This window comes from Rossellomorea sp. GCM10028870 (assembly GCF_042666755.1).
Lineage (GTDB): Bacteria > Bacillota > Bacilli > Bacillales > Bacillaceae_B > Rossellomorea.
Window position 1 is genome coordinate 1465723 of sequence record NZ_JBHTGN010000001.1, and the last position, 26172, is coordinate 1491894.

A 26172-nucleotide genomic window follows, 5' to 3' on the forward strand; every position below is an offset into this window, starting at 1 on the left:
TATCTGACCCCTTAAATGGATTCCAGAATTTTGTCAAGATGGAGCAGGATCAACAAACGTTTGTTCTGCTTGACTACTCCACCAATGTACTCTGCCTCCATTATTCCGACAACTTGTGGCGGCGGTTCAATCATTTCTCTCGCTACATCTAACACATCATTTGCTGAATCTACGATCAATCCTACTTCTTTATCCTCTGAACCAACGATAATCAAACGGGTGCTTTCTGATGAATCTGAAGAGGATAAACCAAATCGGCTTCTTAAATCGATAATGGGAGTTACGACACCACGTAAATTTATTACTCCCCTAACATAGGAAGGCATTCCAGGCACTCTCGTAATATATTGCAGCTTCTCAATTGACCGAACCTGATTGACGGGAATCGCATATTCCTTATCCACCAATTGAAATACGATAAGCTTTAGGTCTTCCATCGTCTCTGATACTACACTCATTTCCCTTACCTCCTATTTTATCAACGCATTACAATCAACAATCAGCGCTACCTTTCCATCCCCCAATATAGTGCCACCGGAAATAGCGAATACATCGTGCAGATAATTCCCTAATGATTTTAGAACAATTTCCTGTTGACCAATAAAGGAATCTACCACTAACCCTGCCATCTTTTCACCTTTACGGACAACCACGACAGAATATAAGTCCTCATCCTTTGAATCTTTAGGAACTTCGAAAACATCCTTGAGGAATAACAATGGTACAATCTTGCCTCTGAAATCAATCACTCTTTGATTATGTGCGTTCATCATCTCTTCTTTTTTCACTATGGCCGTCTCTATGATCGAAGAAAGTGGAATTGCGTATTTCTCAGCTTCAATTTCAACAAGCATGACTGATATGATCGATAAGGTTAATGGTAATTGGATAGAAAACAGTGAGCCTTGTCCAACAGTAGAGTCGATTGTTATTGAACCGCCCAATGACTCAATCGTTGCTTTGACGACATCAAGGCCAACTCCCCTACCAGAGATATCCGAGATTTGCTCAGCAGTAGAAAAGCCTGATGCCAGGATGAGTTCATAGATTTGCCGATCCGATAAGGTTTGCGCAACTTCTTCTGATACAATTCCTTTTTGAATCGCTTTTTCCAGTACCCGCTGTTTATTTATTCCTGCACCATCGTCTTCTAGTTCAATAAATACATGATTTCCGCTATGATAGGCTCGCAGCTTGACGGTTCCTTGTTCAGGCTTACCATTTTTAGTACGAACATCAGGCATTTCGATTCCGTGATCTAAAGCGTTTCGAATTAAGTGGACGAGAGGGTCTCCAATCTCATCAATGACCGTACGATCAAGTTCGGTCTCTGCCCCGATGATTTCTAATTCTATTTCCTTATTTAAATCTCTTGCAAGCTGCCTTACCATGCGTGGAAAGCGGTTAAATACCGTCTCTACAGGAACCATCCGCATATTGAGAATGATGCTTTGTAAGTCTCCGGAAATCCGTGTCATTCTTTCAACCGTTTCATTTAATTCCGGGTTATTCAAATCTTTAGAGATCTGTTCCAGTCTGCCTCTATCAATGACAAGCTCTTCAAACAAATTCATCAGCACATCTAAGCGTTCAATATTCACACGGATCGTTTTGCTCGAAGGGTTCGATTGTTTTGATGGATTACTTGTTGTTTTGGGTATCATTTCTTCCCTTTCTTTTTCAACACCTTCTCTATGCTGTTCCTCATTAGCATTATTTTCATTATCATGAAGATGATGAGAGGTGAGTTCCAGTACAGTGACTTCTTCAACCTCAGATACCTTTCGTATACTCTTTTCTATGCCACTTGCATCCCCTTTTGACACAACGGCTACAACAAAGGAATGATCGAACTGTTCTTCTTCCAGCTGATCTACAGTTGGGAAAGACTTAATGACTTCCCCGATTTGTTCCAGCACTTCAAAAACCATATAAACCCTTGCTGCTTTTAAAAGGCAATCCTCCCGCAAGGATACGGTGATTTCAAAGCAATGGAATCCCTGTTCATAGGATTGCTGAATAACGGTTTGTTCAAATGCTTCATACTTCATGGATAATGTATGTATTTCGGTGGCTGAGGATGCGGCAACTTCATTACTAGCTGACTGTAGAACTTCACCCTTTTCAATCGCTTGGAGGAGAGTTACTACTTCTGACACGTCCCGCTTCCCATCTCCGCCGTCTGCGATAGAAAACACCATTGCTTCTAAGTCGTCAACGGATTTAAACACAATATCCAAAATTTCTGGCGTCACTTTTATTTTTTCGTTTCGAATAGCATCCAGTACGTTCTCCATTTTATGGGTAAGGTTTGCTAAATCCTCGTATCCCATCGTTGCAGACATTCCTTTTAACGTGTGAGCTGAACGAAAAATTTCATTAACAATCGCCAGGTTTTCAGGGTTTTTCTCCAATTCCAGTAATTGCTCATTACAGGTTTGTAGATTTTCCTTACTCTCTTCTATAAAAACTTCTAAATATTGACTCAATTCCATGTGCACCACACCTCTCTACAACATGTACTTCATAATGGTTTGAGAAATATCCCCGATGGTTTCCACGCTGTCCACTAAATTTGTCGCGATAGCCGATTTCGGCATTCCAAACACAATACAAGATTCTTCAGATTCTGCAATGGCTCTCACTTCGCCTCGTTCTTTAAGCTTGATCAATCCTTCAGAGCCATCAGAACCCATACCGGTCATAATGACAGCAATTTTGCCATAGTCTCGAATCAAGCTTACGGATTCGAACAATATGTCAACGGAAGGTCTGTGACCATTCCTTGGTGCTTCTTCCTTTGAAAGATGAATGGATAATTGTGATCCAAACTCAACAACCTTTGTATGAAAACCACCAGGTGCTATATATGCTGTTCCTTTTTGAAGGATTTCTTCATGTTCCGCTTCCTTCACTTTAATGACTGACTGACCATCTAACCGATTGGCGAGTGATCTGGTAAAACCAGGCGGCATATGCTGCACCACTACAACTGGTGCATCCAGGTTAGGTGGTAATTCAGTCAGCACCTGCTGTAAAGCGCGTGGACCTCCTGTTGAAGTTCCAATTAGGATTATTTTCGGTGAATTCATGCTCCAGTTGCTTTCTGAAGCTGTCGTGAGTTCTGTCCCATTAGCTTGTCTGCTTGATCCTTTTAATTCTGACCTCTTTCTCTTCCCATAAGTTTTGGTCATCTTTGTCATATTCACCTTGCTTGCCGCGACTACTTTTTCAACTATTTCATCTTGAACTTTATGAAGGTCCAATGATATGGTCCCTGAAGGTTTAGCGATAAAATCCACAGCTCCCAGTTCCATGGCTTTAAAAGTCTCCTCTGCCCCTTCTCTGGTTGTGGAAGAGAGCATCACGACAGGAACTGGACATTCCCCCATAATCCGCCTTAAGGCTTCTATTCCATTCATCCTTGGCATTTCAACATCTAAGGTTACGACGTCAGGACGAAGTTTATTAATTTTCGAGATTGCGTCTTCACCATTCCTTGCAATTCCTATCACTTCTAGTTGCTTTGAGGCTGTTAGAAAATCACTAATAAGTTTTCTCATAAATGCTGAATCATCTACAACTAGAACCTTTTTCATTCAGGACTTTTACCTCCCAAAAAATAAATTTTTCATACTCTTTAAAAAACCTGCTTGTTTACTCACCGGTTGTCCCCCGGAAAGCTGATGCAACATCGTACGCAGACTTAAGGTCATGGCTGAAGCAGGGTAAGAAACGACTAAGGGGGTTTGTTGAATGACCGCCTTCCTGACCGTTGAATCTTCGGGTAAGACCCCTAAAGAGACAATCTCCTTATGCAGGAATTTCCTCATCGTTTCTTGCAGTCTAGTAATCGTTTCAAGGCCTTCCTTCTTGAATTCAGCCCGATTACATGTCAGATAGAACTTTTTCTCTTGATCTCTCAAGTAAATATATTTCATCATCGAGTAGGCATCTGTGATTGAAGTAGGTTCAGGTGTCGTGACTACAATGATTTCATCCATGGCCAGGAGGAACTCTATTGTTTCTTTCGTAGCACCTGCCCCCATATCGAAAAGAATATAATCATACTTTTGAACTGCATACTCTAACACTTCAAAGAAGCGTTCTATCTGCTTCTCTTTCCACTCCACTATGTCTTTCAGGCCATTCCCACCGCTTATGTAAGAAATACCATGAACATTTTCACAAATAATCGTGTCGATATCCGATTCTTTTTCGTCGATATAATCCATGATTGAGTAGGTATGATGACTTCCCAGTAATATATGAATGTTTCCCATCCCGATATCAAGGTCAAATAATAATACTTTCTTATTTTCTCTACCAAGCAAAATAGAAAGGTTAGTTGAGATATTCGATTTTCCGACCCCACCCTTTCCACTTACAACTGCAATCGTTTTAGCAGGAGGAGAGTCATCTAAGAGCATTTTCCTCCTTAGGTTATATGCTTGATCTCTCATAGCGAAATCCTTTCATTAGAAAATGACCTATTTTTTCAATGTTCACCTCGGTGATATCCTCAGGTACATCCTGACCGATTGTTACATAGGCTGCACCGATCTTCATCTCGGACATCATGTTGATCATAGAGCCATAACTGGATGTTTCATCCAATTTCGTAAAAATGAACCGATCAATGTCAATAGAAGAAAACTGTGAAATGATTTCCTTCATATCCCGCTCCTTGCTGGTCAGGGATAGAACCAAGAACGTTTCCATGTGATGCTTGAAGTCGATAATTCCCCGCAAATCTTCTACATATTTCTTTTCTCTGAAATTCCGGCCGGCAGTATCAATGAACACATGGTCATAGTCCCGGAATTTATCGATTGCTTTTTTAAAGTCTTCCATTTTATAGACTACTTCAACTGGTACATTCAACAGACCGGCATACGTTTTTAATTGCTCGATCGCTGCAATGCGATACGTATCCGTCGTGATGAAAGCTATTTTCATCCGTTTCTCAATGACTGCCTCAGCAGCCATTTTGGCTAAAGTAGTTGTTTTACCCACACCTGTAGGGCCAACTACGTTAATATATTTCTTCTTGTAACTCATACCGCCTGAAGAGATTTCCTCCAGAAGAGCATTAAGAAAATACGTGACTTCCTGTCGGGCCCATTCATTTCGATTATTCCCTGGAAGAAAACCACCCTTGATCCTTCCTTCAAGATAGTCACCGAGTTGGAAGAGTGTTGGGTCACTCACATCATGATTTTTAAGATATAACAAGATTTCTTGAATATCTTCAGAGTAATTCTGGAATTGATTTTTTGATTTCATGGTAGAAATCATGTGTTTTAGTTCTTTTAATTCTGACTCTACCGACCGATTAGGACCGTCGTATTTTTTTTCGGAAGGATCGGAAGTAGGAACGATTGGTGCAGATGCGGCTTTCATCTTATTCATTTCCATCTTTTCAATCTCAACCTCTGGATCGATGGCAGCGATGACCTCTATCATCTTCTTTTTAAATAACCCCATAAATCCACCCGTATACGCTACTTTAGAGTTTAGGATGACAGCATCATCCCCTAATTCAGCTCTAACCTTTTTCATTGCCTCATTCATGGAAGGTGCTGCATATTTCTTTACTTTCATCCGACATTCACCACCCCTAAACTTTGTACTTCTACAGTTGCTTCTAATTCGTTATATGAAATGATAGGCACTTGTGGGAAATACCTCTCTGTCAATTGTCTTACGTACATTCTCACAGCTGGGGAACACAGAATGATCGGTGACTCCTCCATAAGAGACAACTGCTCCATTTGTGATGCGACTGCCTCCAGGATTCCTTGAGAATCGTTTGGATCCATTGATAAATAATTTCCATGTTCCGTTTGTTGAATGGCGTCGGCAATCAATTTTTCAACCTTTCCTGACATAGTCACAACCTTTAAGGAAGCATCTCCTTGAACATATTGACTGGTAATTTGCCTTGCCAACGATTGCCGGACATATTCAGCTAAAAGATCTGTATCTGAACTCATTTTGGCATAATCAGCAAGTGTTTCAAAAATAATCGGCAAATTTCTGATAGACACATTTTCCTTTAACAACTTGGCTAATACTTTTTGTACTTCACCTACTGTTAAAGGATTCGGCGTCACTTCTTCCACTAATATCGGGTAGGATTCCTGCAGGTGATCAATGAGCTGTTTCGTCTCCTGCCTGCCAAGTAGTTCATGAGCATTTGTTTTAATCATTTCGGTTATGTGGGTGGACACCACTGACGGCGGATCCACAACTGTATATCCGAATATTTCTGCCTGCTCTTTCATATCTTCTGAAATCCACTTAGCCGGAAGACCGAATGATGGCTCGACCGTATCAATTCCCTCGATCGAGTCATCCTCCACACCTGGACTCATGGCTAAATAATGATCAAGCAAAAGCTCTCCACGGGCCATCTCATTGCCTTTAATTTTCAAACGATATTCATTCGGTTGAAGTTGTATGTTGTCCCGGATCCTTACTACAGGTATCACCAGCCCCAGCTCTATCGCTAATTGACGGCGTATCATCACAATCCGGTCAAGGAGATCTCCTCCCTGATTCGTATCGGCAAGGGGAATCAGACCATAGCCGAACTCAAATTCAATCGGATCCACATTCAGTAAGTTCACGACGCTCTCCGGACTTTTCATTTCATCCTGCTCTACTTCCTCTTCCATTTCCATCATGTCGGATTCAGTTTCCTTAGGTGACCTTGAAAGCATGTAGGCCCCTATCGCTAATAAGGCTGCCACTGGAATGGTTAAGATATCGTGAATAGGAGTTGCTACACCCAGCATGAAGATCGTGAAGGCTGCTACATATAGCATCGCAGGATAAGCAAGTAGCTGATTCATGATATCCTGTCCCAGGTTCCCTTCAGATGCGGCTCTTGTTACCACGATGCCCGTGGCTGTTGAAATCAACAGGGCAGGAATCTGACTGACGATTCCATCTCCGACTGTCAGTAAAGAATAACGGGTTGCCGCTTCGGCAATAGGAAGCCCTTGTTGTGTCATGCCGATTATAATACCGAAGATTAAATTGATCATGACAATGACAATACCAGCTATGGCATCTCCCTTAACAAACTTGGATGCCCCGTCCATGGCACCATAGAAATCTGCTTCACGCCCTACTTTTTCCCGACGATTTCTGGCATCATGCTCTGAAATCATCCCGGCATTCAAATCGGCATCTATACTCATCTGCTTACCGGGCATTGCGTCAAGGGTAAATCTTGCCGCAACCTCGGACACACGCTCAGATCCTTTTGTTATGACAATAAATTGGATCACGATGAGGATGATGAATACTACGAGACCGACGAGAATATTTCCCCCTACAACGAATGTTCCAAAGGTTTCCACAACGTCCCCTGCTTCACCCTTACTAAGGATTGATCTCGTTGTGGAAACATTTAGACCTAATCGAAAAAGTGTTAACAATAATAATAGGGAAGGAAATATAGAAAATTGCAATGGCTCATTCATATTCATCGAGGTTAGGAGTACAAGGAGTGCAAGTGAAATATTAACGATGATCAGTAAGCTTAATAACCAGGATGGGAACGGGATGATAAGCATGGCAACGATTAATATGACACTGGCTAGTACGGATAAATCTCTTGCTGACATTGTTTCTCTCCTAACTGCTTACATTTGATTTTTTATTCGGTAAACATAAGCTAAAATTTCTGCAACTGCTTTGAAAAATTCTTCAGGTACTGCATCGCCTATTTCAGCCGAGTCATATAGGGACCGGGCTAAGGGCCGATTTTCCACCATAACCACATCGTTTTCATTGGCGATATATTTAATCTTCTGTGCTAGATAATCAACGCCTTTTGCCACTACATAAGGCGCATCCATTTTATTCTCATCGTATTTAAGAGCAATGGCAAAGTGAGTAGGGTTTGTAATTACTACATCTGCTTCAGGAACTTCCTGCATCATGCGTCTCATAGCCATTTCACGCTGTCTTTGCTTAATTTTGGATTTAATTAGTGGGTCGCCCTCGATGTTTTTATGTTCATCTTTTAAATCCTGCTTTGACATTCGAATATTTTTTTCAAAATCATATTTCTGATAAAGAAAATCGAATAGAGATAAGAATAGTAGCGCAAGTGAAGCAGCGATTCCCATTTGCACAGTCAAGCTCGCCATCGTTGCTAATGAATCCCCCACTGATTTAAACGATAAGCTTAACACTTGATCAATATTCATCCAGAGAATGACAAAGGTGATTGCCCCAACAAATGAAATTTTTAAAATGGATTTTAATAGTTCAACGATTGCTCTTAAAGAAAAGATACGCTTGAACCCTTTAATCGGATCAATCTTTTCAAGCTTCGGCTCCAGCGGTTTAGTGGTAAACATGACTCCTACTTGAATATAATTCGAAAACAATCCGGCAAGTAAGGCCACTAACATAATCGGTCCGAGAAGTAACGCAAGCTCTTTCATAATATCCATGGTTATGACTTGAACTGTATTCTCTGTCAGTTCCATCAGCATATATTCCTGAAAGGTTTGATTAAAGAGATCGAACACAATATTTCCAATATAAGAAGCACTGAATGTAAGGAATAAAAAAACGGCAAGAAGGATGATTGCTGTATTCACATCCTGACTTTTTGCTGTTTGTCCTTTTTTCCGGGCGTCATCCCTCTTTTTCGGAGTTGCTTTCTCTGTTTTCTCCCCACTGAAAAACTGTAGGTCTAATGTTAGCCACTGCAAATTATGTGCCTCCAATTATTCTCATTAAATCTCTCATGGTTACGAACATCATCTCAAATAGCTGCTGCATGACAGCAAACATCACACCCATTACAATAAATAACACGATAAAGGCAACGGCAATCTTAATGGGAAACCCAACGACAAAGACGTTTAATTGTGGAACCGTCCTGGCGACAATGCCCAAAGCCACATCTACTAAAAATAATGTTGCAACCACCGGAATCGACATTTGAAAGGCAATGATAAACATTGAATTAAAGGAAGAAATAACATAATCAATTAATCTCTCATCTCCAAATGGAATCCAAGGGCTATCGATGGGAATCAATTGATAACTATAGAAAATTCCGTCCAGTAGTAAATGATGTCCATCCAGGGCAAGCAACAAAAGAAGCGCAAAGGTATATAAATATTGACCCATCAAGGGGCTTTGGGTTCCTGTTTGAGGGTCGATTACATTGGCTATGGCAAACCCCATCTGGAAATCTATGAATCCTCCTGCTATCTGAATGGCCGTAACGATCATATAGGCAACAAAGCCAATGAGAAGACCGATCATGGCTTCTTTCATAATCAATAAAAAGTATTGTCCGTTGATTTCAAATGCCGCAGAATCAATCGTGTAATACATCACCCATGAGAGTACAAGCGAGAAAGCGATCCGATTCTGTGCAGGTATATTACGGTATGAAAACAGGGGCATTGTAACAAAAAAAGCCGAAACCCTTACAAACACAAGTAAGTATACCGATAGAATAGGTACAAGTTCTTCCATTCTCTTACCCTACGAACCTTGTTAAATCCGAAAAGATTTGTGAGGTATACGTCACAAGCTTCGTTAACATCCAAGGGCCAAAGAAAACAATTCCGATCAAGACCGCCACAATCTTAGGTATAAACGCAAGGGTTTGTTCTTGTATTTGTGTTGTTGCTTGAAAAATACTGACGACCAACCCGACTACGAGGGCCAGCAGCAGTAATGGACCTGAAACGATGAGGGTTACATATATTCCACGCTCCGCTATTGCGATAACAGATTCAGCATTCATTGAAGCTCACCTACTTAGAAACTTTGTAAAAGAGATTTTATTACTAAATACCAGCCATCCACTAACACAAACAGTAAAATCTTGAACGGCAAGGAAATCATTACAGGAGGGAGCATCATCATCCCCATGGACATCAAGACACTTGCTACCACCATGTCGATGACTAAGAAAGGAATAAAGATCATAAATCCTATTTGAAAAGCCGTCTTGATTTCACTTAACGCAAATGCCGGCACTAGGGATGTAAGAGGTATGTCTTCCACAGACTCCGGCCGTTCTGCCCCGGAATACTGTAAAAACAACTCTAGATCCTTTTGTCTTGTGTGCTTACTCATAAATTCTTTAAACGGAATCGAAGCCTTTTCGTAAGCTTCTTCAAGATTAATCTCTTCATTAAAAAGAGGGGTCAATGCTTCATCGTTTACCTCTTGAAAAGTTGGAGCCATGATAAAGAACGTAAGAAATAATGAAATTCCAATCAATACCTGGTTGGGTGGCATTTGCTGAGTGGCGAGAGAAGTTCTGACAAAGGACAGGACAATCATGATCCGGGTGAAAGATGTCATTAATATCAGAATACTGGGTGCCAGTGAAAGGACGGTAAATAATAATAGCAGCTTTACGCTTGTCGATACATTATCAGCAGAACTACTATTAAAAAACTCCATGAATTCATTCATCTGAATGATTCTCCTTATTCTTTAAATCCTTAAACATCTTCTTTCTTCCCTTGCTCATTTCCTCAAGCTGTGATTTCAACTGTGATTGAAATGAGCTTTTAGAAGACGCTGGAGAAGGGCCTTTTACCTTTGTCAACCAACTGGAAACGGCTGTTTTAGTATCGGGAAATTGAGCTTCCTGATAATAGGATAGTATCTCTTCTTTTTCTTTTTCATCCTGAATTTCTTTCAGTAGCTGAATATCTTCTCCCACACCCAGTACAAGTACTTGCTTGCCTACCTTAACAATTTGGACAGAACGATTGCCCCCGAGTGGCGTTCCACCTAAATGATTGATTAATTTCGTCTGTTGAAAGGATCTTCCTTTTTGATTTATAAACTTCAATAAAAAATAAATAAGTGCAACTACAAAGATAAGAGCAACGATCATTTTAAGATAATCCAAAAAAGTAACCGAGGTAGAGACACCTGAATCAGAACTGTCCGCCTCTTTACCTTGTTGTTCATTGCATTTCTCAGGATGCTCTATGCAGTCCTTAACATTATTCACTTCCGCAAATGCTGTTTGGTTTACAGCATTTGCAGCAATGATGAAAACGATCAGACCCACTAGAATTTGAAACTTCTTCAACACATGCACCTTCTTATTAATCTGTTAGCTTAGAGCTTTCTGGATAGCTTCGATGACACGATCAGCTTGGAATGGTTTAACGATAAAGTCCTTTGCACCCGCTTGAATGGCATCAATCACCATTGCTTGTTGACCCATTGCAGAGCACATGATAATTTTCGCACCTGAGTCGAATCCTTTAATCTCCTTTAAAGCTGCAATACCATCTTTTTCCGGCATCGTAATATCCATTGTGACCAGGTCAGGTTTCAGTTCTTTATATTTATCAACAGCTTGACTTCCATCGGCTGCTTCTCCAACTACATCGAACCCATTTTTCGTTAAAATATCTTTAATCATCATTCTCATAAAAGCTGCATCATCAACAATCAGAATTTTATTCGCCATTACCGTCATCCTCCATTGTCTAAGTTATTTAAGTTTTTTAATACGATCACTTTGACTTACGATGTCGGTAATTCTGACACCAAAGTTCTCATCTATCACGACAACTTCTCCCTTAGCCATTAATTGGCTGTTCACAAGAATATCAACCGGTTCTCCCGCTAATTTATCAAGCTCTATAATGGAACCGGATGATAGTTCAAGTATGTCCCTGACAGACCGGTTCGTTCTTCCGAGCTCTACCGTAACCTGAAGAGGAATGTCTAATAACATATTTAAATTCTTCGTTTCCTGTTGTCCCAGCGTTGTCGGTTCAAAATGACTAAACGTTGCCGGTTGTACATTTACGGTTTCTCCATGCACGCCTTGTCCGCCCAGATGTTGAGGAGACCCGTGCTGGTGGGAAGTACGGACAGTTTCCTCATACATACCGCTATAAGCAGGCACTGGTTGTGGAGCAGTAGGAGGAGCGACGCCCGGTGCAACCGCGGCTGCAACTTCTTCAGTAGCTCCACCATTCATTAATTCATCCACCAGGCTCTTGGCAAAAGTTAGGGGCAACAGCTGCATAATGCTCGAATCAATGAGGTCCCCAATTTTCAATGAGAATGATACCTTCACTAATAGATCTTGATCAGGAAGGTTTTCTTCCCCCTCCCCTTTAGGTATGTACATCAGATCGATGGATGGTGGGGAAATATCCACTTTCTTACTAAATACCGTGGACATGGAGGTTGCAGCAGATCCCATCATTTGATTCATGGCCTCTTGCACGGCGCTAAGCTGAATTTCACCCAATTCACCAGATGGATTCCTTCCATCCCCACCAAGCATTAAATCAGCGATGATCGATGCATCTGATTGTTTGATCACCAACAAATTCACTCCTGAAAATCCTTCAGTATATTGAACCTGAATGGCGACATATGGATGAGGAAATTCCTCTTCTAAATAATTCTTATTAATGATGGTTACTTTAGGGGTCGTTATCTCCACCTTTTTGTTAAGCAAAGTAGACAAAGCCGTTGCAGAACTCCCAAAGGAGATGTTCCCTATTTCACCTAAGGCATCCTCTTCAATTGAACTAATGTAGTCATTACTATTTATCGTTTTGCGCTCTTCTGTGTCCTCTTCGGGTTCTGCAGAACCACGAAGAAGAGCATCAATTTCATCTTGTGATAACATATCATCACTCATCATCGTCGTCTCCCCCCTTCAAGGAATCTAAAATTTGTACCGCCAGTTTCTTATTTGACTTCCCTGGCTGAGCAGTAAATTTAGGAATCTCACCCACTCTGATCGTTAAAGGATCATCGATTCGGGTGTTCATTTCTATTACGTCTCCTATATCCAGCATAAGGAACTCTTCAATTGAAATATCAGAACGTCCTAATTCAGCTACAATTGGTACATGGGCTTTCTTGATTCTTTTTTCAAGATGTGCCGTTTCTTCCGGCTTACTCTCTTTCCGTTTGCTTTCCATCCAATAGCTTCCTGATAATTTCGGAAGGATCGGCTCCAGGACAACGTGCGGAATACAGATGTTAATCATTCCACTTGTTTCACCAATCGTTGTATTTAATGAAATAACCACAACCGTTTCATTTGGTGACACCATTTGAAGGAATTGCGGGTTCACTTCAAATTCTGCAAAAAACGGGTCTACATCCGCCACAGTACTCCAGGCTTCCCTTAAATTCTCAAACGCCTTTTCAAAGAGCTGACTCATGATCCTTGTTTCAATTTCCGTTAAATTCTCTACTTTGTTAACGCTGACTCCTCTACCACCCATCACCCGATCCATCATCGAATAAGCGATATTAGGGTTGATTTCCATGAGGATCCTTCCATCCAATGGAGGCAATTCATAGACATTTAAAATCGTCATTTTCGGAACGGAACGGATAAATTCCTCATATGGGATTTGGTCAGCAGATGCCACGTTTATTTGAACGTACGTTCTTAGTTGGGCAGAGAAGTAGGTAGTCAAGATACGGGCGAAGTTTTCGTGAATTCTCGTTAAACTTCGGATTTGATCCTTCGAAAACCGTAAAGCTCTCTTAAAATCGTACACTTTCACTTTTTTCTCTTCTTCTTCTTTTTTGAAATCATCTGCGCTCATCTCTCCCGTATTGAGAGCAGACAACAGAGCATCGATTTCACTTTGAGATAAAATTTCACTAGCCATGCCTTCACCTCCAAATACTCTTTATAGTCTACTTTATTGAATCATCATAGAGGTGATATAGACTCTTTCTACCATTCCTTCTTGCATAAGGGAGTTCACTTTGTCTTTAACCCTTGTTTCGATCAATTCTTTCCCTTTTTTCCCTTGCAGTTCTTCTGCTTTCAATTCTGAAAGCTCTTCTATGATGATGTTATTCACTTGAAAATTTCTCTTTTCCAACTCACTTTTCGCTTTTTTACTATCCGTTTGAATCTTAAAGGAAATACGAATAAAATCATTGCTCATTAAATTGGTAGTCGTCTCAGGGATATCCACGGAGTTTTCAATCACTTCTTCAATGGAAGGCTCCTTCGTTTCTTCATCTCCTGAAAACTTCAGAATGACAACTAACGCAATCACACCGACAAGCGTAATCGTAACCAACAAGATCATCATGATTGTCAGGGCTTTACTCTTCAACTAGTACTCCCTCCCCCATGCGGCAGGCTTAGTAGATTTGCTTTTTGAAAGAAAGAAAGTGTAAGGCAGCGAACCTCGTCCACCGTTTCCTTCACAACATATCTTCTGCCATTTGTTAATAGAATCGTAGTGTCTGGAAACGCTTCTACTGTTTCTATGTATAAAGCATTCAACGTAAACGTCTTTCCATTCAGTCTGGTTAACGTGATCATCAGCTTTTGGGACCGACTTTCATCATCGGGGTTTACCAAAGGTACCCTCCGATTAGCCAGTCCCTTCCTCCCTTTTTAACGAACTAACGTTTCAAGTTTACAAGCTCTTGCAAGATTTCATCCGACGTTGTGATGATACGTGTATTTGCCTGGAATCCACGCTGTGCCGTAATCATTTCGGTGAATTCTTCGGATAGGTCTACGTTTGACATTTCAAGGAAACCTGATTCAATTGTTCCGATTCCAGATACTCCAGGTGAATCAACAATTGGAGCACCTGAGTTAGTAGTTACTTTGAAGTAGTTCCCCCCGGCTTTTTCCAGTCCACCGTCATTTGGGAACTTTGCTAATTGTAATTGTCCAGCAGGTGTAAGTACACCATCCTTATCAACAAAGTTCACTGTACCATCTTGACCAATACTCATACTCTTTGCATCAGTAGGAATATTAATTTTTGGAGACAAATAAAATCCATCACCTGTAACCAGATCACCAGATTCATCGAGATAAAAATTTCCAGCTCTCGTATATAAAGTCTCACCACCAGTTGCGTCCGTTACTTGAAAGAAACCAGACCCGGAAACTGCTAAATCTAGTACTCGTCCAGTTGATTGCAGACTTCCTGTAGTGTGAATAGTGTCAATGGTTGAAATTTGCGAACCCAACCCTATCTGTTTAGCATTCACACCACCCCTTGAGGCACCGCTAGCGCTAGCTCCAGAGATATTTTGATTAATCATATCTTTAAATACAACTCGACCTTTTTTAAATCCATACGTATTAACATTCGCAATATTATTTCCGATTACATCCAGCTTCGTTTGAAAGTTTTTCATTCCACTTATACCTGAATACATTGAACGTAACATTGATTTTTCCCCTTTCGTGTTAGCTGCTTCGATCATTCCACAGCTACAGGCTTCCTATTTGGTCCAGCCTATGAGTCTATTAGTATGGTTCCATTTATATTTGTGAAAATTTGAGAACTTGCTTCATCACGGTCTAATGCTGTTATCACTGTTTTATTTTTTGCACTTACAATTAGTGCTGCATCTTTTAAAATCACCAGTGAATCTTGAACACCCTTTGTTTTCGCCTCATCTACTTTCTCCCCTATCTTCTCCCATGTTTGTGGAGTAATAGAGATTCCCCGTTGTTCCATCCTTACTTTTGCATGCTTACTGATCTGCATATGGGGTACTTCTTGAATGGCTTTATCTAATTGAGCAGCGAAAGATGATGCGATTGAAGGTTTAGTAAAGGCTTTCGTTTTATAATTTGGTGCAATTGGTTGCAGTGAACGATGAACGAATGTCTTTTCCATACAACCACTCCCTAAGATTCAATTTTGATTAATTTATCACTGGAAATTTTGTCCCCTGCTTCTGTATGAAACCATATTTTTGAATCTTTCGTTGATACGGATTGAACGATTCCGCTCATCTCTCCATCTTCGCTGTTCCATGTTACGTTCTTTCCTATTAATAAAGATGCATTTACGAGAGAAGCTTCAGGGATATCCGTCGTATTCACTTGCGATATATTCCCGGGAGTCAGGATCGTGCCGTCCTCCATGATGAATTCAACAGAGTCACCTGTAAAGCGGACTCCTTTAACAAACCCCTGTCCTTCTTGTATTTCGGGTGTATCGCCTTCTTCAGATTCTATAATTTTATGCCATGTCACTTGTTTACCAACAAACTGATTGTAAGAGATCAATTGTGTTTGGGTTTGGTTATCCACAAATTTCTCCATTGTTTGCGTCAGGTTCGTCATTTGCTCTAATGATGAAAAGGTAGCCATTTGTGCGATGAAGTCTTTGTCCTGCATCGGATTTAACGGGTCTTGATTCTGTAATTGTGTCATCAGGATCTTCAGGAAGTCATCTTTTCCCAGAATATCCTTACCACCTTCACGCTGTTTTGTTTGGACGGTTGAATATAGTAAGCTCGGATCGATTTTCGTCATATTATCACCTATATTTCGGTATTTACGAGATATTCCTTAAAGGATTCAGTTCTTTCTTCTCCCCCGCTTCCTCCATGTTCGGGTTGATTCTGCTTATGTTGTTGTGAGGACTGTTGCTGTGACTGCCCTTTGGATTGCCGCTCAGCATCTGTTAACGCCTGTGAGATTTCAATCTTCTCTACCTGGAGGTTCTGAGATGTAAATGCATGCTTTAATCCTTGAATTTGAGAATCAAGCATTTCTTTCGCAGTTGCCGTTGAAGCTAATATTTTTGCGGTCATCACTCCGTTTTGCTGTAAAAGTTCGATCCTTAATGAGCCCAGTTGCTCTGGATACAGCTTGATTAACAGCTTACTCATGTTCGGCTGGGACACCATTTGAGATTTACTTAGGATATTCTGAAATTCTTTCACGAATTGTTCATATTGAACGGAGCGATTTCCTGATGAGAGACTCATGGAAACGGATTCTGTTTTCGGAAGTACAAAGTGTATGTGACTTGCCAGTATCGGTTGAATACTTTTCTTCTCCACTGTGACCCTTTCTGTTGAGGACTGCTTTTCCATTGTTTGCACAGGTGCTTGGCGTTGAAAAGCATCTTTCAAGATCCGGGACCAATCCTTCGCATGATTAAACTCCCTGGACAGGGATTGATCTACAGCCGCTTGAACCATCTTCATCATGTCTTTCAGCTCCGACGCTTTTGATGCTTCCATCACAAGTAAGTCACGGTTAGCTGCCAGAAGTTCAATGACCTTTACAAGTCTCGCCACTTCTTCCACTGGCCCTCTTCCACTTAAGCCCCCCACCTCATTCTTTAATGCGGATTGCAGTAACTGCATCGTTCCCAACAGGGTTTCATGAAGATCCTCTATACTATCACCTGATGAAGACGAAGATTGCTCAGTCCCAATAAGAGCGGATTGGAGCTCAGAAAAAAGTGTTTTGACCGTTTCTTTATCCATACCAACTATTTCAGCGATTTGGTCAAAGTCAAATTCCTTTAATCGGGATAAGTCTTCTAATTGTCCGCTTGATAGTCCAACTTCATCAAGCTCTGTTGCGCGTAAGATGCCTTGCAGGCTAACCAGAAGAGATAGTGTCTCGGGCTGTTTCACTTCTTCCCTTTCAACCACATGATTCGATACAAATCCTAAAAGTTTTGAAAACCCATCCAATTCTTTCTTAAAAAGCGTTGATTCCTGTCTCATCCCCATTAGTGGGTGGGAAGCTTGTGTACCTATTCCGACTTCCACTTTTTCACCTCCTCTCATGCCTTTAGCTTATCTTTCCTCCGTCGAGAGCAGCACCGTATATTTGGCAGCATCTTCCGGAGGCATGTTTTCTAAAATATCAGCTAGAGTATCAGGTTTGATACTTGATAGAATCTTCATCGCCTCATCGTCATTCATATTCATCAGAACAGGTGCTGCACTCTTTGCTGACATGGATTCAAATGTATTGACCACCTCTTTAAAGGCACGTTTGTTTTCTTCGCCAATTTGCCGTAACTCTTCAAGCTCTTCTTTTTGTTGCTGAATGGTTGCTTGTAGTTGTTCATTATCACTGTCTTTTTTTTCTGCTTCACTTTGAAGCTGAACAATTTTCGCCTCTTGATCTTCTGTTAAAGCTTGAAGTGAGATCATTTGCTCATGTAATTCCTCTCCATCCCGTGTATTCTCTGAAGGAAGGACTTTAGCTAAAAAGGGAATATCCGAACTTAAAGATTGAGCTTTTTCAAATACATTTATTCCTGCTACTGTCATGATTACAAGAGCGAAGGTTATAGCAAATAAGAGAGGAATGAAGATGATAAACACTACCCTTTGAAAACGACTTGATTGCTCTTTTTTTTCCTCTTCGATTACCTTTGCCATGAAATCACCTGACTCCCCGTTTCATATATTGAACGACCGACACTTCGTCTAATTGTTTATTTTCCACTTGTTGATTGCTTTGAAGGAAGCGATGGAGATCTTTTTCCCTCATCTTTTCGTATTTCTTCACTTCTACATTCATGTCCACAAGTTTCTCTTCGTACCAGTTCATTCGATTTCTAGCTTGTATCACCAAGTCCTGGTAATAAGAGATGGTCTTTTCGAGATTGGTAATGAATTGTTGATGATGTCGGATATCCTGTACGGATAATCCATTTTGCAATCCGGTTTCTTGGTGCTGTTCAAGGTATTCTTTCTTCTTCAGAAACTCATATAGCTTCTCGGCCACTTTTTCAAATTTTTCAATGGAACCCCTGTACATTTCTTGAACTTCATCTTTTTCTTTTTCCTTTAATGTTAAAATCCGCTCGAACCTGTATTGATAATTCACTCGATTCATCCACCTTTTTCCGATAGCTTTACAAGTTCATCAACACTTCCATGAAGGGAAACCTTCTCGTATACATCCTGCTTCAAGAAGGAGATGATGTCTGGATAGTATAGGATGGCTTCATCAACCTCACGGGAAGTACCCTTTTTATAAGCACCAATTTGGATAAGATCCTCGGAATTCATATAAGTACTCAATAGCTCTCTTATTCTAGTGGCGGCATGTAAGTGTTCATTTGATGCCAGATGATTCATTAACCGGCTCACACTTTTTAAAATATTGATAGCAGGATATTGGCCTCTATTTGCGATTTGGCGGTCAAGCACGATATGACCATCGAGGATTCCCCTGACCGTGTCTGATATAGGTTCATTTAAGTCATCACCATCTACCAATACGGTGTAAAATGCCGTAATACTTCCAAATACATTCGTTCCTGTTCTTTCTAATAGTTTGGGTAAAATAGCGAATACGGAAGGGGTGTACCCTTTAGTGGTCGGTGGTTCCCCGACCGCCAACCCGATTTCCCTCTGAGCCATTGCTACACGTGTAGCGGAATCCATCATGAGCATGACGTTCAATCCTTTATCACGAAAATATTCCGCAATGGCAGTTGCCGTAAATGCCCCTTTGATCCTCATTAAGGCAGGTTGGTCTGAAGTGGCTGCCACAACAATCGTTCGCTTTAACCCTTCTTCTCCTAAATCTCTTTCAATGAATTCCCTGACTTCTCTGCCCCGTTCACCGATTAACGCAATCACATTCAAGTCCGCTTTCGTATTTCGGGCAATCATCCCAAGCAATGTGCTTTTTCCTACCCCACTTCCAGCGAATATACCGACCCTTTGTCCTTTGCCTACAGTCAGCATGCTGTCGATGGCTTTTACACCAACCTCCATTTTCTCGTTGATTGGCGGCCTTGCCAAAGGATTGGGAGGGTCTTGTTCTGTATACGTTGTGCTCAATCCACTTGGCAAGTTACTTCCATCGAGTGGATGTCCAAGGGAATCAATCACCTTCCCTATTAAAGATGGACCAATTTTGATTTCTAACGGCTTTGCGGTTCCTTCAACCAAACTGCCGGGAGAGATATCCTGCATATTGGTATAAGGCATGAGGATCACTAAATCATCATTAAACCCTACCACTTCTGCTAAAATCACTTTCTGCTTGCCTCGGGAATAAATATGAATATGACATACTTCACCAACAGAACTTTCAGGTCCTTGAGATTCGATCATTAACCCGACAACCCGCTTTACCTTTCCAAACTTTTTGAAAGTCGGAATCCGGTGGATATGGTGAATTAGATCTGCGGCTTTCATTCAACATCACCTTCCAGAAAATGAAGAAGCTTCAGCTTTAATTCTCTTAATTGGGAATCCACACTCACAATGACACGTCCCTGATTGGTTTCTATATAACATTCCTCTGGTTTAAGGTCATCATTTGCATAAATAAAGCACTGAACATTAGTGGGGAACATGACTTCAAGCTCGTTTTTGTTTTCAACCAAAAGTTTATGCTTAGACGGATGAACATGAATCTGAATGTGGGGTAAATCTCTTACTTCCCTCAACCCCTGTTGGACGATTGAAAGGAAATGATCGGGTTCGTCCTCAAGTTTCCGATTCAAAATCTTCTCAGCACTTGTAATCCCCAGACTAACAATGACCTTTTCTGCATTGTGAATATAGTCATGATATTGTTGTTTATTTAGCTCGGTCATTTCATTGGCTTCCATTAAAAGCTGTTGATAATCTTGATAACCTTTGTTTCTGCCCTCTTCTTCACCTTGAAGAAATCCGGCATTATAGGCTTCTTGCATGAGTTGCTCCCGCTCGATCACCCACTTTTCTCGTTCACGTTCAATTTGACTCTGAGCATGAAGAGTCATTTCTTTCGCTTCTTCGATTATTCGGGCCGCTTTTTCTTTCGCTTCTTCTATAATGTGATCTACCTGATTTGCTCTGTTCAGTTCAAAGTCATTCGCTTCATGCTGCTTGGATTTTCCTAGTGGCATAACTCTTTTAAGGGATATCACTTTTCCATCTTCATGAATGGTTTGAGTAATGGAAGACTTAATGATTCTAGACAATGATATCGTCTCCTCCACCACGGGCTATGATAATCTCACCGGAATCCTCTAATCGCCTTATCACAGCTACAATCCTAGACTGTGCTTCTTCTACATCGCGCAAACGAACCGGCCCCATGAATTCCATTTCTTCTTTAAGGGTCTCCACCATTCGATTAGACATGTTTCTATATACAACTTCCTTGACCTCGTCGCTGGAGACTTTAAGGGCAAGGAGAAGGTCTTCGTTATCACAATCCCGAATGACACGTTGTATGGAACGTCCATCAAGGGTAACAATATCTTCGAACACAAACATTCTCTTCTTGATTTCTTCTGCTAATTCCGGATCTTGAATTTCCAATGCATCTAGGATTGTTTTCTCTGTAGAACGATCTACCCCATTCAGCACTTCCACCACTGCTTCAACTCCACCCGTTTGCGTATAATCCTGGGTAACTGTCGCAGAAAGCTTTCTTTCAAGGATAGCTTCTACCTCACTTATCACTTCTGGTGATGTACCATCCATAATTGCGATTCTCCTTGCAATATCCGCTTGAACGTCTTGAGGAAGTTCTGACAGAATTTGGCCTGCCTGCTGGGGTTCAAGATAAGATAGAATCAATGCAATGGTTTGTGGGTGTTCGTTTTGAATAAAGTTGAGAATTTGAGCAGCATCTGCCCTCCTTGCAAAGTCAAAAGGCTTTACCTGTAAAGATGACGTTAATCGATTGATGATAGCTAATGCTTGTTCTGATCCGAGTGCTTTTTCTAGTACTGTTTTGGCATAGCCAATCCCGCCCTGAGAGATATAATCTTGAGCAATGGCAATATTGTGAAACTCCTCTAGAATATCCTCTTTCGCTTCATTCTCTACCTTTTTGACTCCGGAAATCTCTAACGTTAATTTTTCGATATCTTCTTCTGACAAATGCTTGTACACTGACGCGGATACATCAGGACCAAGAGAGATCAGGAGGATGGCTGCTTTTTGTTTTCCGGTTAATTCTTTCTCTCTTCTAACCATGTTCACCCCTCCTAATCCTCTGCTAACCAGGTACGTAATAATTTTGCAAATTCTTCCGGCTTTTCTCTAGCCATCTTTTCAAGCTGTTTCCGGCGAATGGATCCTTCTGTTTCTTCTTTAGGCTCAATATCAGGGATATGGACAGGCTCCCTTTTTTCTTCGTAAACCATTTCTTCTAGCACTTCTTTCTTTCTGGAACGAATTAAGAAAAATACTAACAGTAGGATGACAACAAGAAGTATCCCTCCAACTACATAAGTCCACCAAGGAAGAACAGATTTCTCTTCAGAGACCAAGTTGACTTTTCCATTAAACGGTTGAACCGAAACGATTACTTTGTCTTCAATTGCCTCGTCTGTTAATTCAGGGGTAGAATCCTTGTCAATGGACGTTCGTACAATGGTCGATAGTACTTCGCGGATATCATCCACCCTATCTTGAGGAAGAGAATTTACCTCTTCAGGATTTGGAGGCTCCACCATTACCTGAATCCCAAGGTCCCGTATTTTGTATGGACTCTCTACCACTTCTTTACGGATACGATTGACCTCATTGTTGATCGTTTCTTCCATTCGTTCATAATCACCGTTTGATTCAGACCCAGAGCCATAAGTATCTCCGCTATTCGTTGGTTCATTGCCATCCCCGGCTCCAGGTGTCCCTCCCGGATTTGCCCCTTCTCCTGAAAAGGTTTCGGTAATTCGTTGGGCACTAACGGCAATTCCTTCCATATTTTCTTCATCCACTGGGGTTACAATGTTTTCTTCACGGTTTTCCTGGGTAAAGTCTATATCAGTTGTAACCGATACAACCACCTTGTTAAATCCAATCAATGTGCCGAGCATATTCTGAACTTGACGTTGTATATCACGTTCAATTTCTTTCTTAACATCCATTTGTTGAGCAAAGTTCCCTCCACCCATGGAATTATTTTGGGATTCCAAGTCAAAATACTCAAAAAATTGATTCATGATGACGATATTCTCAGTAGGAAGATCAGGAACACTTTTCGAAACCAGATGGTAAAGAGACTTAATCTGCTTTTGATCAAAAGTGAAACCAGGATTAGTATTTAATACAATGGACGCTGATGCTTGCTGAACGTCATCATTCAAGAAAACCTGCTTCTCAGGAAGATTGATCATGACTTTTGCATCTTGTACTCCCTCGATCCCTTTCATGAGTTGAGCCAGTTCCGTTTGCATTGCATCCAGCTTTAACACATTAAATTCATTATCGGTCATGCCAAATCCAGCATTTTGACTGAAGAAAGAGTAATCGATACTGCCCGAGTTAGGGATACCTTCTGCCGCTAACTCAACCTTTAATGTATCTACTTGTTCTTTAGGAACCATGATGGTTGATCCACCATCGGAAATCTCCGATGGTATTCCTCTACCGTCGAGATTTTCTTTTATGGTTCCGGTTTCTGATGGTGATAGATTACTGTAAAGGGGCACAAGAGACGTTCTTGTTGCAAAGAAGCTCACAACACTAATCAGAATGACCATAATCAGGAAGGTGGCACCCATACTAATCTTCTGTTTTTTTGTTCTGCTTGCCCAATAAGACTTTATTAGTTCTGTATATTTCTTTAACGATTCATTCATTACAATCCTCCGGTACATGACTGCATGAGCCTACTACATTGGCATTCTCATTATTTCCTGATACGCTTCTACTACTTTGTTTCGCACTTCCATGGTCGTTTGGAGCGTAATACTGGCCTTTTGCGAGGCGATCATCATTTGATGAAGATCAACATTTTCTCCCCGTACAAGCTTCTCTGTCATTTGATCTGATTGAACTTGCATTTCATTCACTTCTTCAATGGAATTTTTTAGTAATTGACTGAAATTCCCTGTACTTTCTGAAGGTGAAATATTTTTTTTTTCAAATGACGGACGTATAACTCCAGGATTAATCGAATTGATATTATGTATTGTCATAGAATTATACCTTCTTCCCTACTTACCAATTTCTAAAGATTTCATTAACATCGCTTTATTTGCATTAAATACGGTTACGTTTGCTTCATAAGAACGAGTAGCCGATATAAGGTCAACCATTTCTCGTAAAGGATCCACATTGGGTAGTTGTACATACCCCTCGACATTCGCATCAGGATGTTCTGGATTGTAGACCATTTTAAAAGGTGTCTCATTATCTTCTTCGATTCTGGAAACCTTTACCCCGCTACCAACACTATGTTTGTCTCCAGTGTTCATAGCATTATTTAATAATGATGAAAATTGATTTTCCTTAGATGCCATTACAACAGATTTTCTCTTATAAGGCCGCCACTCCCCTTCCACCATTTCTCCTCTTGTAGTGTCCACATTCGCCATATTAGATGAAATGACATCCATTCTTAAACGCTGAGCAGTCAAGGCAGAAGCTGTTGTATTCATACTTGTAAAAATAGCCATTATCATTTACCTCCCCTTACAACCGTTTGAAGACTGTTGAACTTACCATTTATCCGATCTGTCAGGGCGTTAAAATAGATTTGATTCGAAGCCATTTCTGACATTTCCTGATCTAAATCTACACCATTACCATTGTGATTATATTGATAAGCTGTTTTTGTTTTAACTGTTGGATGTTGACCGCTTGAATGAAAGGAAAAATGCCGGTGATCGGTTCTTTTGGCATCTAGTTGTTGAATTGATTGATCCAACATTTTCTTAAATTCTACTTCTTTTGCTTTATAATTTGGCGTATCGACATTTGCGATATTTTGAGAAATTACTTTTTGATTTAATGAGGCGTAATTAAGTCCTCTTTCTAGAGTTGTGAAAGTGTTGGAAAATAATTTCACTTAAGGCACCTCTATCCTTTTTTTTGACAAGATACTACTATTTTTTACAAATTTAGCATGCAACAGTATTTATTGTAATGTTTAGCAAGATTAGTGTCTATGAATATTCCGTAAATTTTCAAGAATGAGCTCGATAATCAAAGAATTCGTGACTTTTAATCTATATTTAACCCTTAAATTCCCAAGGATATTTTTACAAATAAATGATGTTTTTTCTAATTTTATTACATACATGTTACACTTCCGCTTTTTTAATAGAATTATTTTCAATGTACAAAATTCAAAGATGTTGCTTTCTTCATGAATCTCTTACATAAATATAAATCCACCTTTATTACACATGAAAATAACACCTGCAAAGAGGTGAAAGTTCTCATAATTCTCATTCTCTACTGGTTTAGAAGCATTTTGTCGAAAATAGTCGTAACATTGTTGTAACTTTATTGTACTATTCATGTCATTTATGACAATACCTAACGGATAATAATCGATAGTCCATTTGGCTTATTTTCACTAAACAATCTGATATTTCCGTCCATTCGTACCACAAAAGCGGAGGGACTTTGCTTAGAGGCGACAAGCATAAGCCAAGGCCACCGGAAAGGCGCTCATTGCCTTTTTGGTGGACTTGACTTATGACCTCGAGCCTCTAAGTCCCGGAGCTGGATGACACAAAAGCGGAGGGACTTTGCTTAGAGGCGACAAGCATAAGGGAAACCAAATAAAAAAGCTGTTCCCCATTTGGGAACAGCTTTTCATTGTATTAATTTGTACGAAGCTTATCTAATTCAACTAAGAACTTATTGTTTAAGACTTTAATGTAAGTACCTTTCATTCCCAGGGAACGAGACTCAATTACACCGGCACTTTCTAATTTACGAAGGGCATTAACGATTACTGAACGAGTGATTCCCACTCTATCCGCAATTTTCGAAGCCACCAAAAGACCTTCATTACCATTAAGCTCTTCAAAGATATGCTCGATCGCTTCAAGCTCACTGTATGATAATGAACTGATCGCCATTTGTACAACTGCTTTACTTCTAGCTTCCACTTCAATTTCTTCAGCTTTTTCCCGAAGAATTTCCATACCAACTACTGTTGCACCATATTCAGCCAAGATTAGATCATCGTCTTCGAAGCTTGCTTCCAGGCGAGCGAGAATTAATGTACCCAGTCTTTCTCCTCCCCCAATAATAGGAACGATTGTTGTTAACCCATTTTTGAAGAATTCTCTATTTTCAACAGGGAAAGCAGTATATTCACTGTTAACATCCAGGTTTGGTGATGTTTCTTGAACATTAAACAGGTTTTGAGTATACTCCTCGGGGAATTGACGGTCAGCAAGCATTTGTTTCATGCGCTCGTTTTCAATTTGCTGATTGATAGCGTATCCAAGTAATTTACCTCGACGACTTACAACGAATACATTTGCTTCGATGACCTTGCTTAGTGTTTCTGACATTTCTTTAAAGTTAACTGGTTTACCAGCTGCTTTTTGCAGCATAGCATTAATGGTTCTTGTTTTACCTAATAAATTCATTTCATTTCCTCCTACTACAACTTAAGTGTATCTATTATTTAATTTAGTATTGTGATTAATTCAT

General features: G+C 40.4%; 30 protein-coding genes. All 30 read right to left on the minus strand.

The features are described 5' to 3' along the window. Positions 1–11: 11 nt before the first annotated feature. On the minus strand, positions 12–437 hold the full coding sequence (locus ACFQWC_RS07570; RefSeq protein ID WP_299741294.1) for a chemotaxis protein CheW: 426 nt from the start codon (positions 435–437) through the stop codon (positions 12–14). A gap of 33 nt (positions 438–470) precedes the next feature. Then, positions 471–2495, minus strand: a complete 2025-nt coding sequence (locus ACFQWC_RS07575) for a chemotaxis protein CheA (protein ID WP_299740891.1) — start codon at positions 2493–2495, stop codon at positions 471–473. A 15-nt stretch (positions 2496–2510) separates the two neighbouring features. After that, on the minus strand, positions 2511–3599 hold the full coding sequence (locus tag ACFQWC_RS07580; protein ID WP_377106768.1) for a protein-glutamate methylesterase/protein-glutamine glutaminase: 1089 nt from the start codon (positions 3597–3599) through the stop codon (positions 2511–2513). A gap of 9 nt (positions 3600–3608) precedes the next feature. Beyond that, complete coding sequence (locus ACFQWC_RS07585; RefSeq protein WP_299740887.1) at positions 3609–4430, minus strand: MinD/ParA family protein; 822 nt, start codon at positions 4428–4430, stop codon at positions 3609–3611. A gap of 13 nt (positions 4431–4443) precedes the next feature. Continuing rightward, positions 4444–5604, minus strand: coding sequence for a flagellar biosynthesis GTPase FlhF (flhF, locus tag ACFQWC_RS07590; protein WP_299740885.1), 1161 nt, complete (start codon positions 5602–5604; stop codon positions 4444–4446). Then, positions 5601–7637: a flagellar biosynthesis protein FlhA gene (flhA, locus tag ACFQWC_RS07595; protein WP_377106771.1), complete on the minus strand. Its 2037-nt coding sequence runs from the start codon at positions 7635–7637 to the stop codon at positions 5601–5603. The genes flhF and flhA overlap by 4 nt, the downstream gene beginning before the upstream one ends. Positions 7638–7655: 18 nt before the next feature. Then, the gene (gene flhB / locus ACFQWC_RS07600) at positions 7656–8738 is read right to left on the minus strand and encodes a flagellar biosynthesis protein FlhB (RefSeq protein WP_299740880.1); all 1083 of its coding nucleotides are present in this window, start codon (positions 8736–8738) and stop codon (positions 7656–7658) included. A gap of 1 nt (position 8739) precedes the next feature. Further along, a complete protein-coding gene (gene fliR / locus ACFQWC_RS07605; RefSeq protein WP_377106773.1) occupies positions 8740–9516 on the minus strand; it encodes a flagellar biosynthetic protein FliR in 777 nt (258 codons plus the stop codon). 4 nt (positions 9517–9520) lie between these two features. Continuing rightward, positions 9521–9790 carry a flagellar biosynthesis protein FliQ gene (fliQ, locus tag ACFQWC_RS07610; RefSeq protein WP_299740877.1) on the minus strand — a complete coding sequence of 90 codons (270 nt, stop codon included), beginning with the start codon at positions 9788–9790 and terminating at the stop codon, positions 9521–9523. Positions 9791–9804: 14 nt separating this feature from the next. Beyond that, entirely contained in the window at positions 9805–10470 is a 666-nt protein-coding gene (fliP, locus tag ACFQWC_RS07615; RefSeq protein WP_299740874.1) for a flagellar type III secretion system pore protein FliP, read from the minus strand. Further along, positions 10463–11101, minus strand: a complete 639-nt coding sequence (locus ACFQWC_RS07620; RefSeq protein WP_299740872.1) for a flagellar biosynthetic protein FliO — start codon at positions 11099–11101, stop codon at positions 10463–10465. The genes fliP and ACFQWC_RS07620 overlap by 8 nt, the downstream gene beginning before the upstream one ends. Positions 11102–11125: 24 nt before the next feature. Further along, on the minus strand, positions 11126–11488 hold the full coding sequence (locus ACFQWC_RS07625; RefSeq protein ID WP_299740870.1) for a response regulator: 363 nt from the start codon (positions 11486–11488) through the stop codon (positions 11126–11128). A 24-nt stretch (positions 11489–11512) separates the two neighbouring features. Continuing rightward, complete coding sequence (gene fliY, locus ACFQWC_RS07630; RefSeq protein WP_377106777.1) at positions 11513–12685, minus strand: flagellar motor switch phosphatase FliY; 1173 nt, start codon at positions 12683–12685, stop codon at positions 11513–11515. Further along, the gene (gene fliM, locus ACFQWC_RS07635) at positions 12675–13673 is read right to left on the minus strand and encodes a flagellar motor switch protein FliM (protein ID WP_377106779.1); all 999 of its coding nucleotides are present in this window, start codon (positions 13671–13673) and stop codon (positions 12675–12677) included. Before fliM ends, fliY begins: the two co-directional genes overlap by 11 nt. A gap of 33 nt (positions 13674–13706) precedes the next feature. Then, positions 13707–14132: a flagellar basal body-associated protein FliL gene (gene fliL / locus ACFQWC_RS07640; RefSeq protein WP_377106781.1), complete on the minus strand. Its 426-nt coding sequence runs from the start codon at positions 14130–14132 to the stop codon at positions 13707–13709. After that, entirely contained in the window at positions 14129–14344 is a 216-nt protein-coding gene (locus tag ACFQWC_RS07645; RefSeq protein ID WP_299741293.1) for a flagellar FlbD family protein, read from the minus strand. The genes fliL and ACFQWC_RS07645 overlap by 4 nt, the downstream gene beginning before the upstream one ends. 83 nt (positions 14345–14427) lie before the next feature. Next, the gene (gene flgG, locus ACFQWC_RS07650; protein WP_299740862.1) at positions 14428–15213 is read right to left on the minus strand and encodes a flagellar basal body rod protein FlgG; all 786 of its coding nucleotides are present in this window, start codon (positions 15211–15213) and stop codon (positions 14428–14430) included. Between the two features lie 68 nt (positions 15214–15281). Beyond that, entirely contained in the window at positions 15282–15668 is a 387-nt protein-coding gene (locus tag ACFQWC_RS07655; RefSeq protein WP_377106783.1) for a TIGR02530 family flagellar biosynthesis protein, read from the minus strand. Between the two features lie 11 nt (positions 15669–15679). Further along, positions 15680–16312, minus strand: coding sequence for a flagellar hook assembly protein FlgD (gene flgD, locus ACFQWC_RS07660; RefSeq protein ID WP_299740858.1), 633 nt, complete (start codon positions 16310–16312; stop codon positions 15680–15682). An 8-nt stretch (positions 16313–16320) separates the two neighbouring features. Then, positions 16321–17568, minus strand: coding sequence for a flagellar hook-length control protein FliK (locus ACFQWC_RS07665; RefSeq protein WP_377106785.1), 1248 nt, complete (start codon positions 17566–17568; stop codon positions 16321–16323). 27 nt (positions 17569–17595) lie between these two features. Beyond that, entirely contained in the window at positions 17596–18189 is a 594-nt protein-coding gene (locus tag ACFQWC_RS07670) for a MotE family protein (protein WP_299740853.1), read from the minus strand. Positions 18190–18193: 4 nt separating this feature from the next. Beyond that, positions 18194–18640, minus strand: coding sequence for a flagellar export protein FliJ (gene fliJ / locus ACFQWC_RS07675; RefSeq protein ID WP_299741292.1), 447 nt, complete (start codon positions 18638–18640; stop codon positions 18194–18196). Positions 18641–18645: 5 nt separating this feature from the next. Continuing rightward, positions 18646–19965, minus strand: a complete 1320-nt coding sequence (fliI, locus tag ACFQWC_RS07680; protein WP_299740851.1) for a flagellar protein export ATPase FliI — start codon at positions 19963–19965, stop codon at positions 18646–18648. After that, complete coding sequence (gene fliH, locus ACFQWC_RS07685) at positions 19962–20738, minus strand: flagellar assembly protein FliH (RefSeq protein WP_377106788.1); 777 nt, start codon at positions 20736–20738, stop codon at positions 19962–19964. Before fliH ends, fliI begins: the two co-directional genes overlap by 4 nt. After that, positions 20731–21744 carry a flagellar motor switch protein FliG gene (gene fliG, locus ACFQWC_RS07690; protein WP_299740847.1) on the minus strand — a complete coding sequence of 338 codons (1014 nt, stop codon included), beginning with the start codon at positions 21742–21744 and terminating at the stop codon, positions 20731–20733. The genes fliH and fliG overlap by 8 nt, the downstream gene beginning before the upstream one ends. 11 nt (positions 21745–21755) lie before the next feature. After that, positions 21756–23354 carry a flagellar basal-body MS-ring/collar protein FliF gene (gene fliF / locus ACFQWC_RS07695; protein ID WP_299740845.1) on the minus strand — a complete coding sequence of 533 codons (1599 nt, stop codon included), beginning with the start codon at positions 23352–23354 and terminating at the stop codon, positions 21756–21758. A gap of 33 nt (positions 23355–23387) precedes the next feature. Next, positions 23388–23693, minus strand: a complete 306-nt coding sequence (fliE, locus tag ACFQWC_RS07700) for a flagellar hook-basal body complex protein FliE (RefSeq protein WP_377106791.1) — start codon at positions 23691–23693, stop codon at positions 23388–23390. Positions 23694–23711: 18 nt separating this feature from the next. Continuing rightward, positions 23712–24173, minus strand: a complete 462-nt coding sequence (gene flgC / locus ACFQWC_RS07705; protein ID WP_299740840.1) for a flagellar basal body rod protein FlgC — start codon at positions 24171–24173, stop codon at positions 23712–23714. Between the two features lie 2 nt (positions 24174–24175). Beyond that, positions 24176–24565: a flagellar basal body rod protein FlgB gene (gene flgB, locus ACFQWC_RS07710; protein WP_299740838.1), complete on the minus strand. Its 390-nt coding sequence runs from the start codon at positions 24563–24565 to the stop codon at positions 24176–24178. 763 nt (positions 24566–25328) lie between these two features. Then, positions 25329–26108 carry a GTP-sensing pleiotropic transcriptional regulator CodY gene (codY, locus tag ACFQWC_RS07715; RefSeq protein ID WP_044337406.1) on the minus strand — a complete coding sequence of 260 codons (780 nt, stop codon included), beginning with the start codon at positions 26106–26108 and terminating at the stop codon, positions 25329–25331. Positions 26109–26172 lie beyond the last annotated feature (64 nt).

Coding starts and splice junctions, on each gene's coding strand:
- flhA (WP_377106771.1), bottom strand. CDS start 7,637: ATGTCAGCAAGAGATTTATCCGTACTAGCCAGTGTCATATTAATCGTT.
- fliF (WP_299740845.1), bottom strand. CDS start 23,354: ATGAATGAATCGTTAAAGAAATATACAGAACTAATAAAGTCTTATTGG.
- fliI (WP_299740851.1), bottom strand. CDS start 19,965: ATGAAAGCCGCAGATCTAATTCACCATATCCACCGGATTCCGACTTTC.
- codY (WP_044337406.1), bottom strand. CDS start 26,108: ATGAATTTATTAGGTAAAACAAGAACCATTAATGCTATGCTGCAAAAA.
- ACFQWC_RS07670 (WP_299740853.1), bottom strand. CDS start 18,189: ATGGCAAAGGTAATCGAAGAGGAAAAAAAAGAGCAATCAAGTCGTTTT.
- ACFQWC_RS07645 (WP_299741293.1), bottom strand. CDS start 14,344: ATGATCACGTTAACCAGACTGAATGGAAAGACGTTTACGTTGAATGCT.
- ACFQWC_RS07655 (WP_377106783.1), bottom strand. CDS start 15,668: ATGGAAAAGACATTCGTTCATCGTTCACTGCAACCAATTGCACCAAAT.
- fliG (WP_299740847.1), bottom strand. CDS start 21,744: ATGGTTAGAAGAGAGAAAGAATTAACCGGAAAACAAAAAGCAGCCATC.
- flgD (WP_299740858.1), bottom strand. CDS start 16,312: ATGACGAAAATCGATCCGAGCTTACTATATTCAACCGTCCAAACAAAA.
- fliE (WP_377106791.1), bottom strand. CDS start 23,693: ATGACAATACATAATATCAATTCGATTAATCCTGGAGTTATACGTCCG.
- fliR (WP_377106773.1), bottom strand. CDS start 9,516: ATGGAAGAACTTGTACCTATTCTATCGGTATACTTACTTGTGTTTGTA.
- fliQ (WP_299740877.1), bottom strand. CDS start 9,790: ATGAATGCTGAATCTGTTATCGCAATAGCGGAGCGTGGAATATATGTA.
- flgG (WP_299740862.1), bottom strand. CDS start 15,213: ATGTTACGTTCAATGTATTCAGGTATAAGTGGAATGAAAAACTTTCAA.
- ACFQWC_RS07570 (WP_299741294.1), bottom strand. CDS start 437: ATGGAAGACCTAAAGCTTATCGTATTTCAATTGGTGGATAAGGAATAT.
- fliY (WP_377106777.1), bottom strand. CDS start 12,685: ATGATGAGTGATGATATGTTATCACAAGATGAAATTGATGCTCTTCTT.
- fliM (WP_377106779.1), bottom strand. CDS start 13,673: ATGGCTAGTGAAATTTTATCTCAAAGTGAAATCGATGCTCTGTTGTCT.
- ACFQWC_RS07580 (WP_377106768.1), bottom strand. CDS start 3,599: ATGAAAAAGGTTCTAGTTGTAGATGATTCAGCATTTATGAGAAAACTT.
- ACFQWC_RS07585 (WP_299740887.1), bottom strand. CDS start 4,430: ATGCTCTTAGATGACTCTCCTCCTGCTAAAACGATTGCAGTTGTAAGT.
- fliP (WP_299740874.1), bottom strand. CDS start 10,470: ATGAATGAATTCATGGAGTTTTTTAATAGTAGTTCTGCTGATAATGTA.
- ACFQWC_RS07625 (WP_299740870.1), bottom strand. CDS start 11,488: ATGGCGAATAAAATTCTGATTGTTGATGATGCAGCTTTTATGAGAATG.
- flgC (WP_299740840.1), bottom strand. CDS start 24,173: ATGGCTATTTTTACAAGTATGAATACAACAGCTTCTGCCTTGACTGCT.
- flhF (WP_299740885.1), bottom strand. CDS start 5,604: ATGAAAGTAAAGAAATATGCAGCACCTTCCATGAATGAGGCAATGAAA.
- ACFQWC_RS07575 (WP_299740891.1), bottom strand. CDS start 2,495: ATGGAATTGAGTCAATATTTAGAAGTTTTTATAGAAGAGAGTAAGGAA.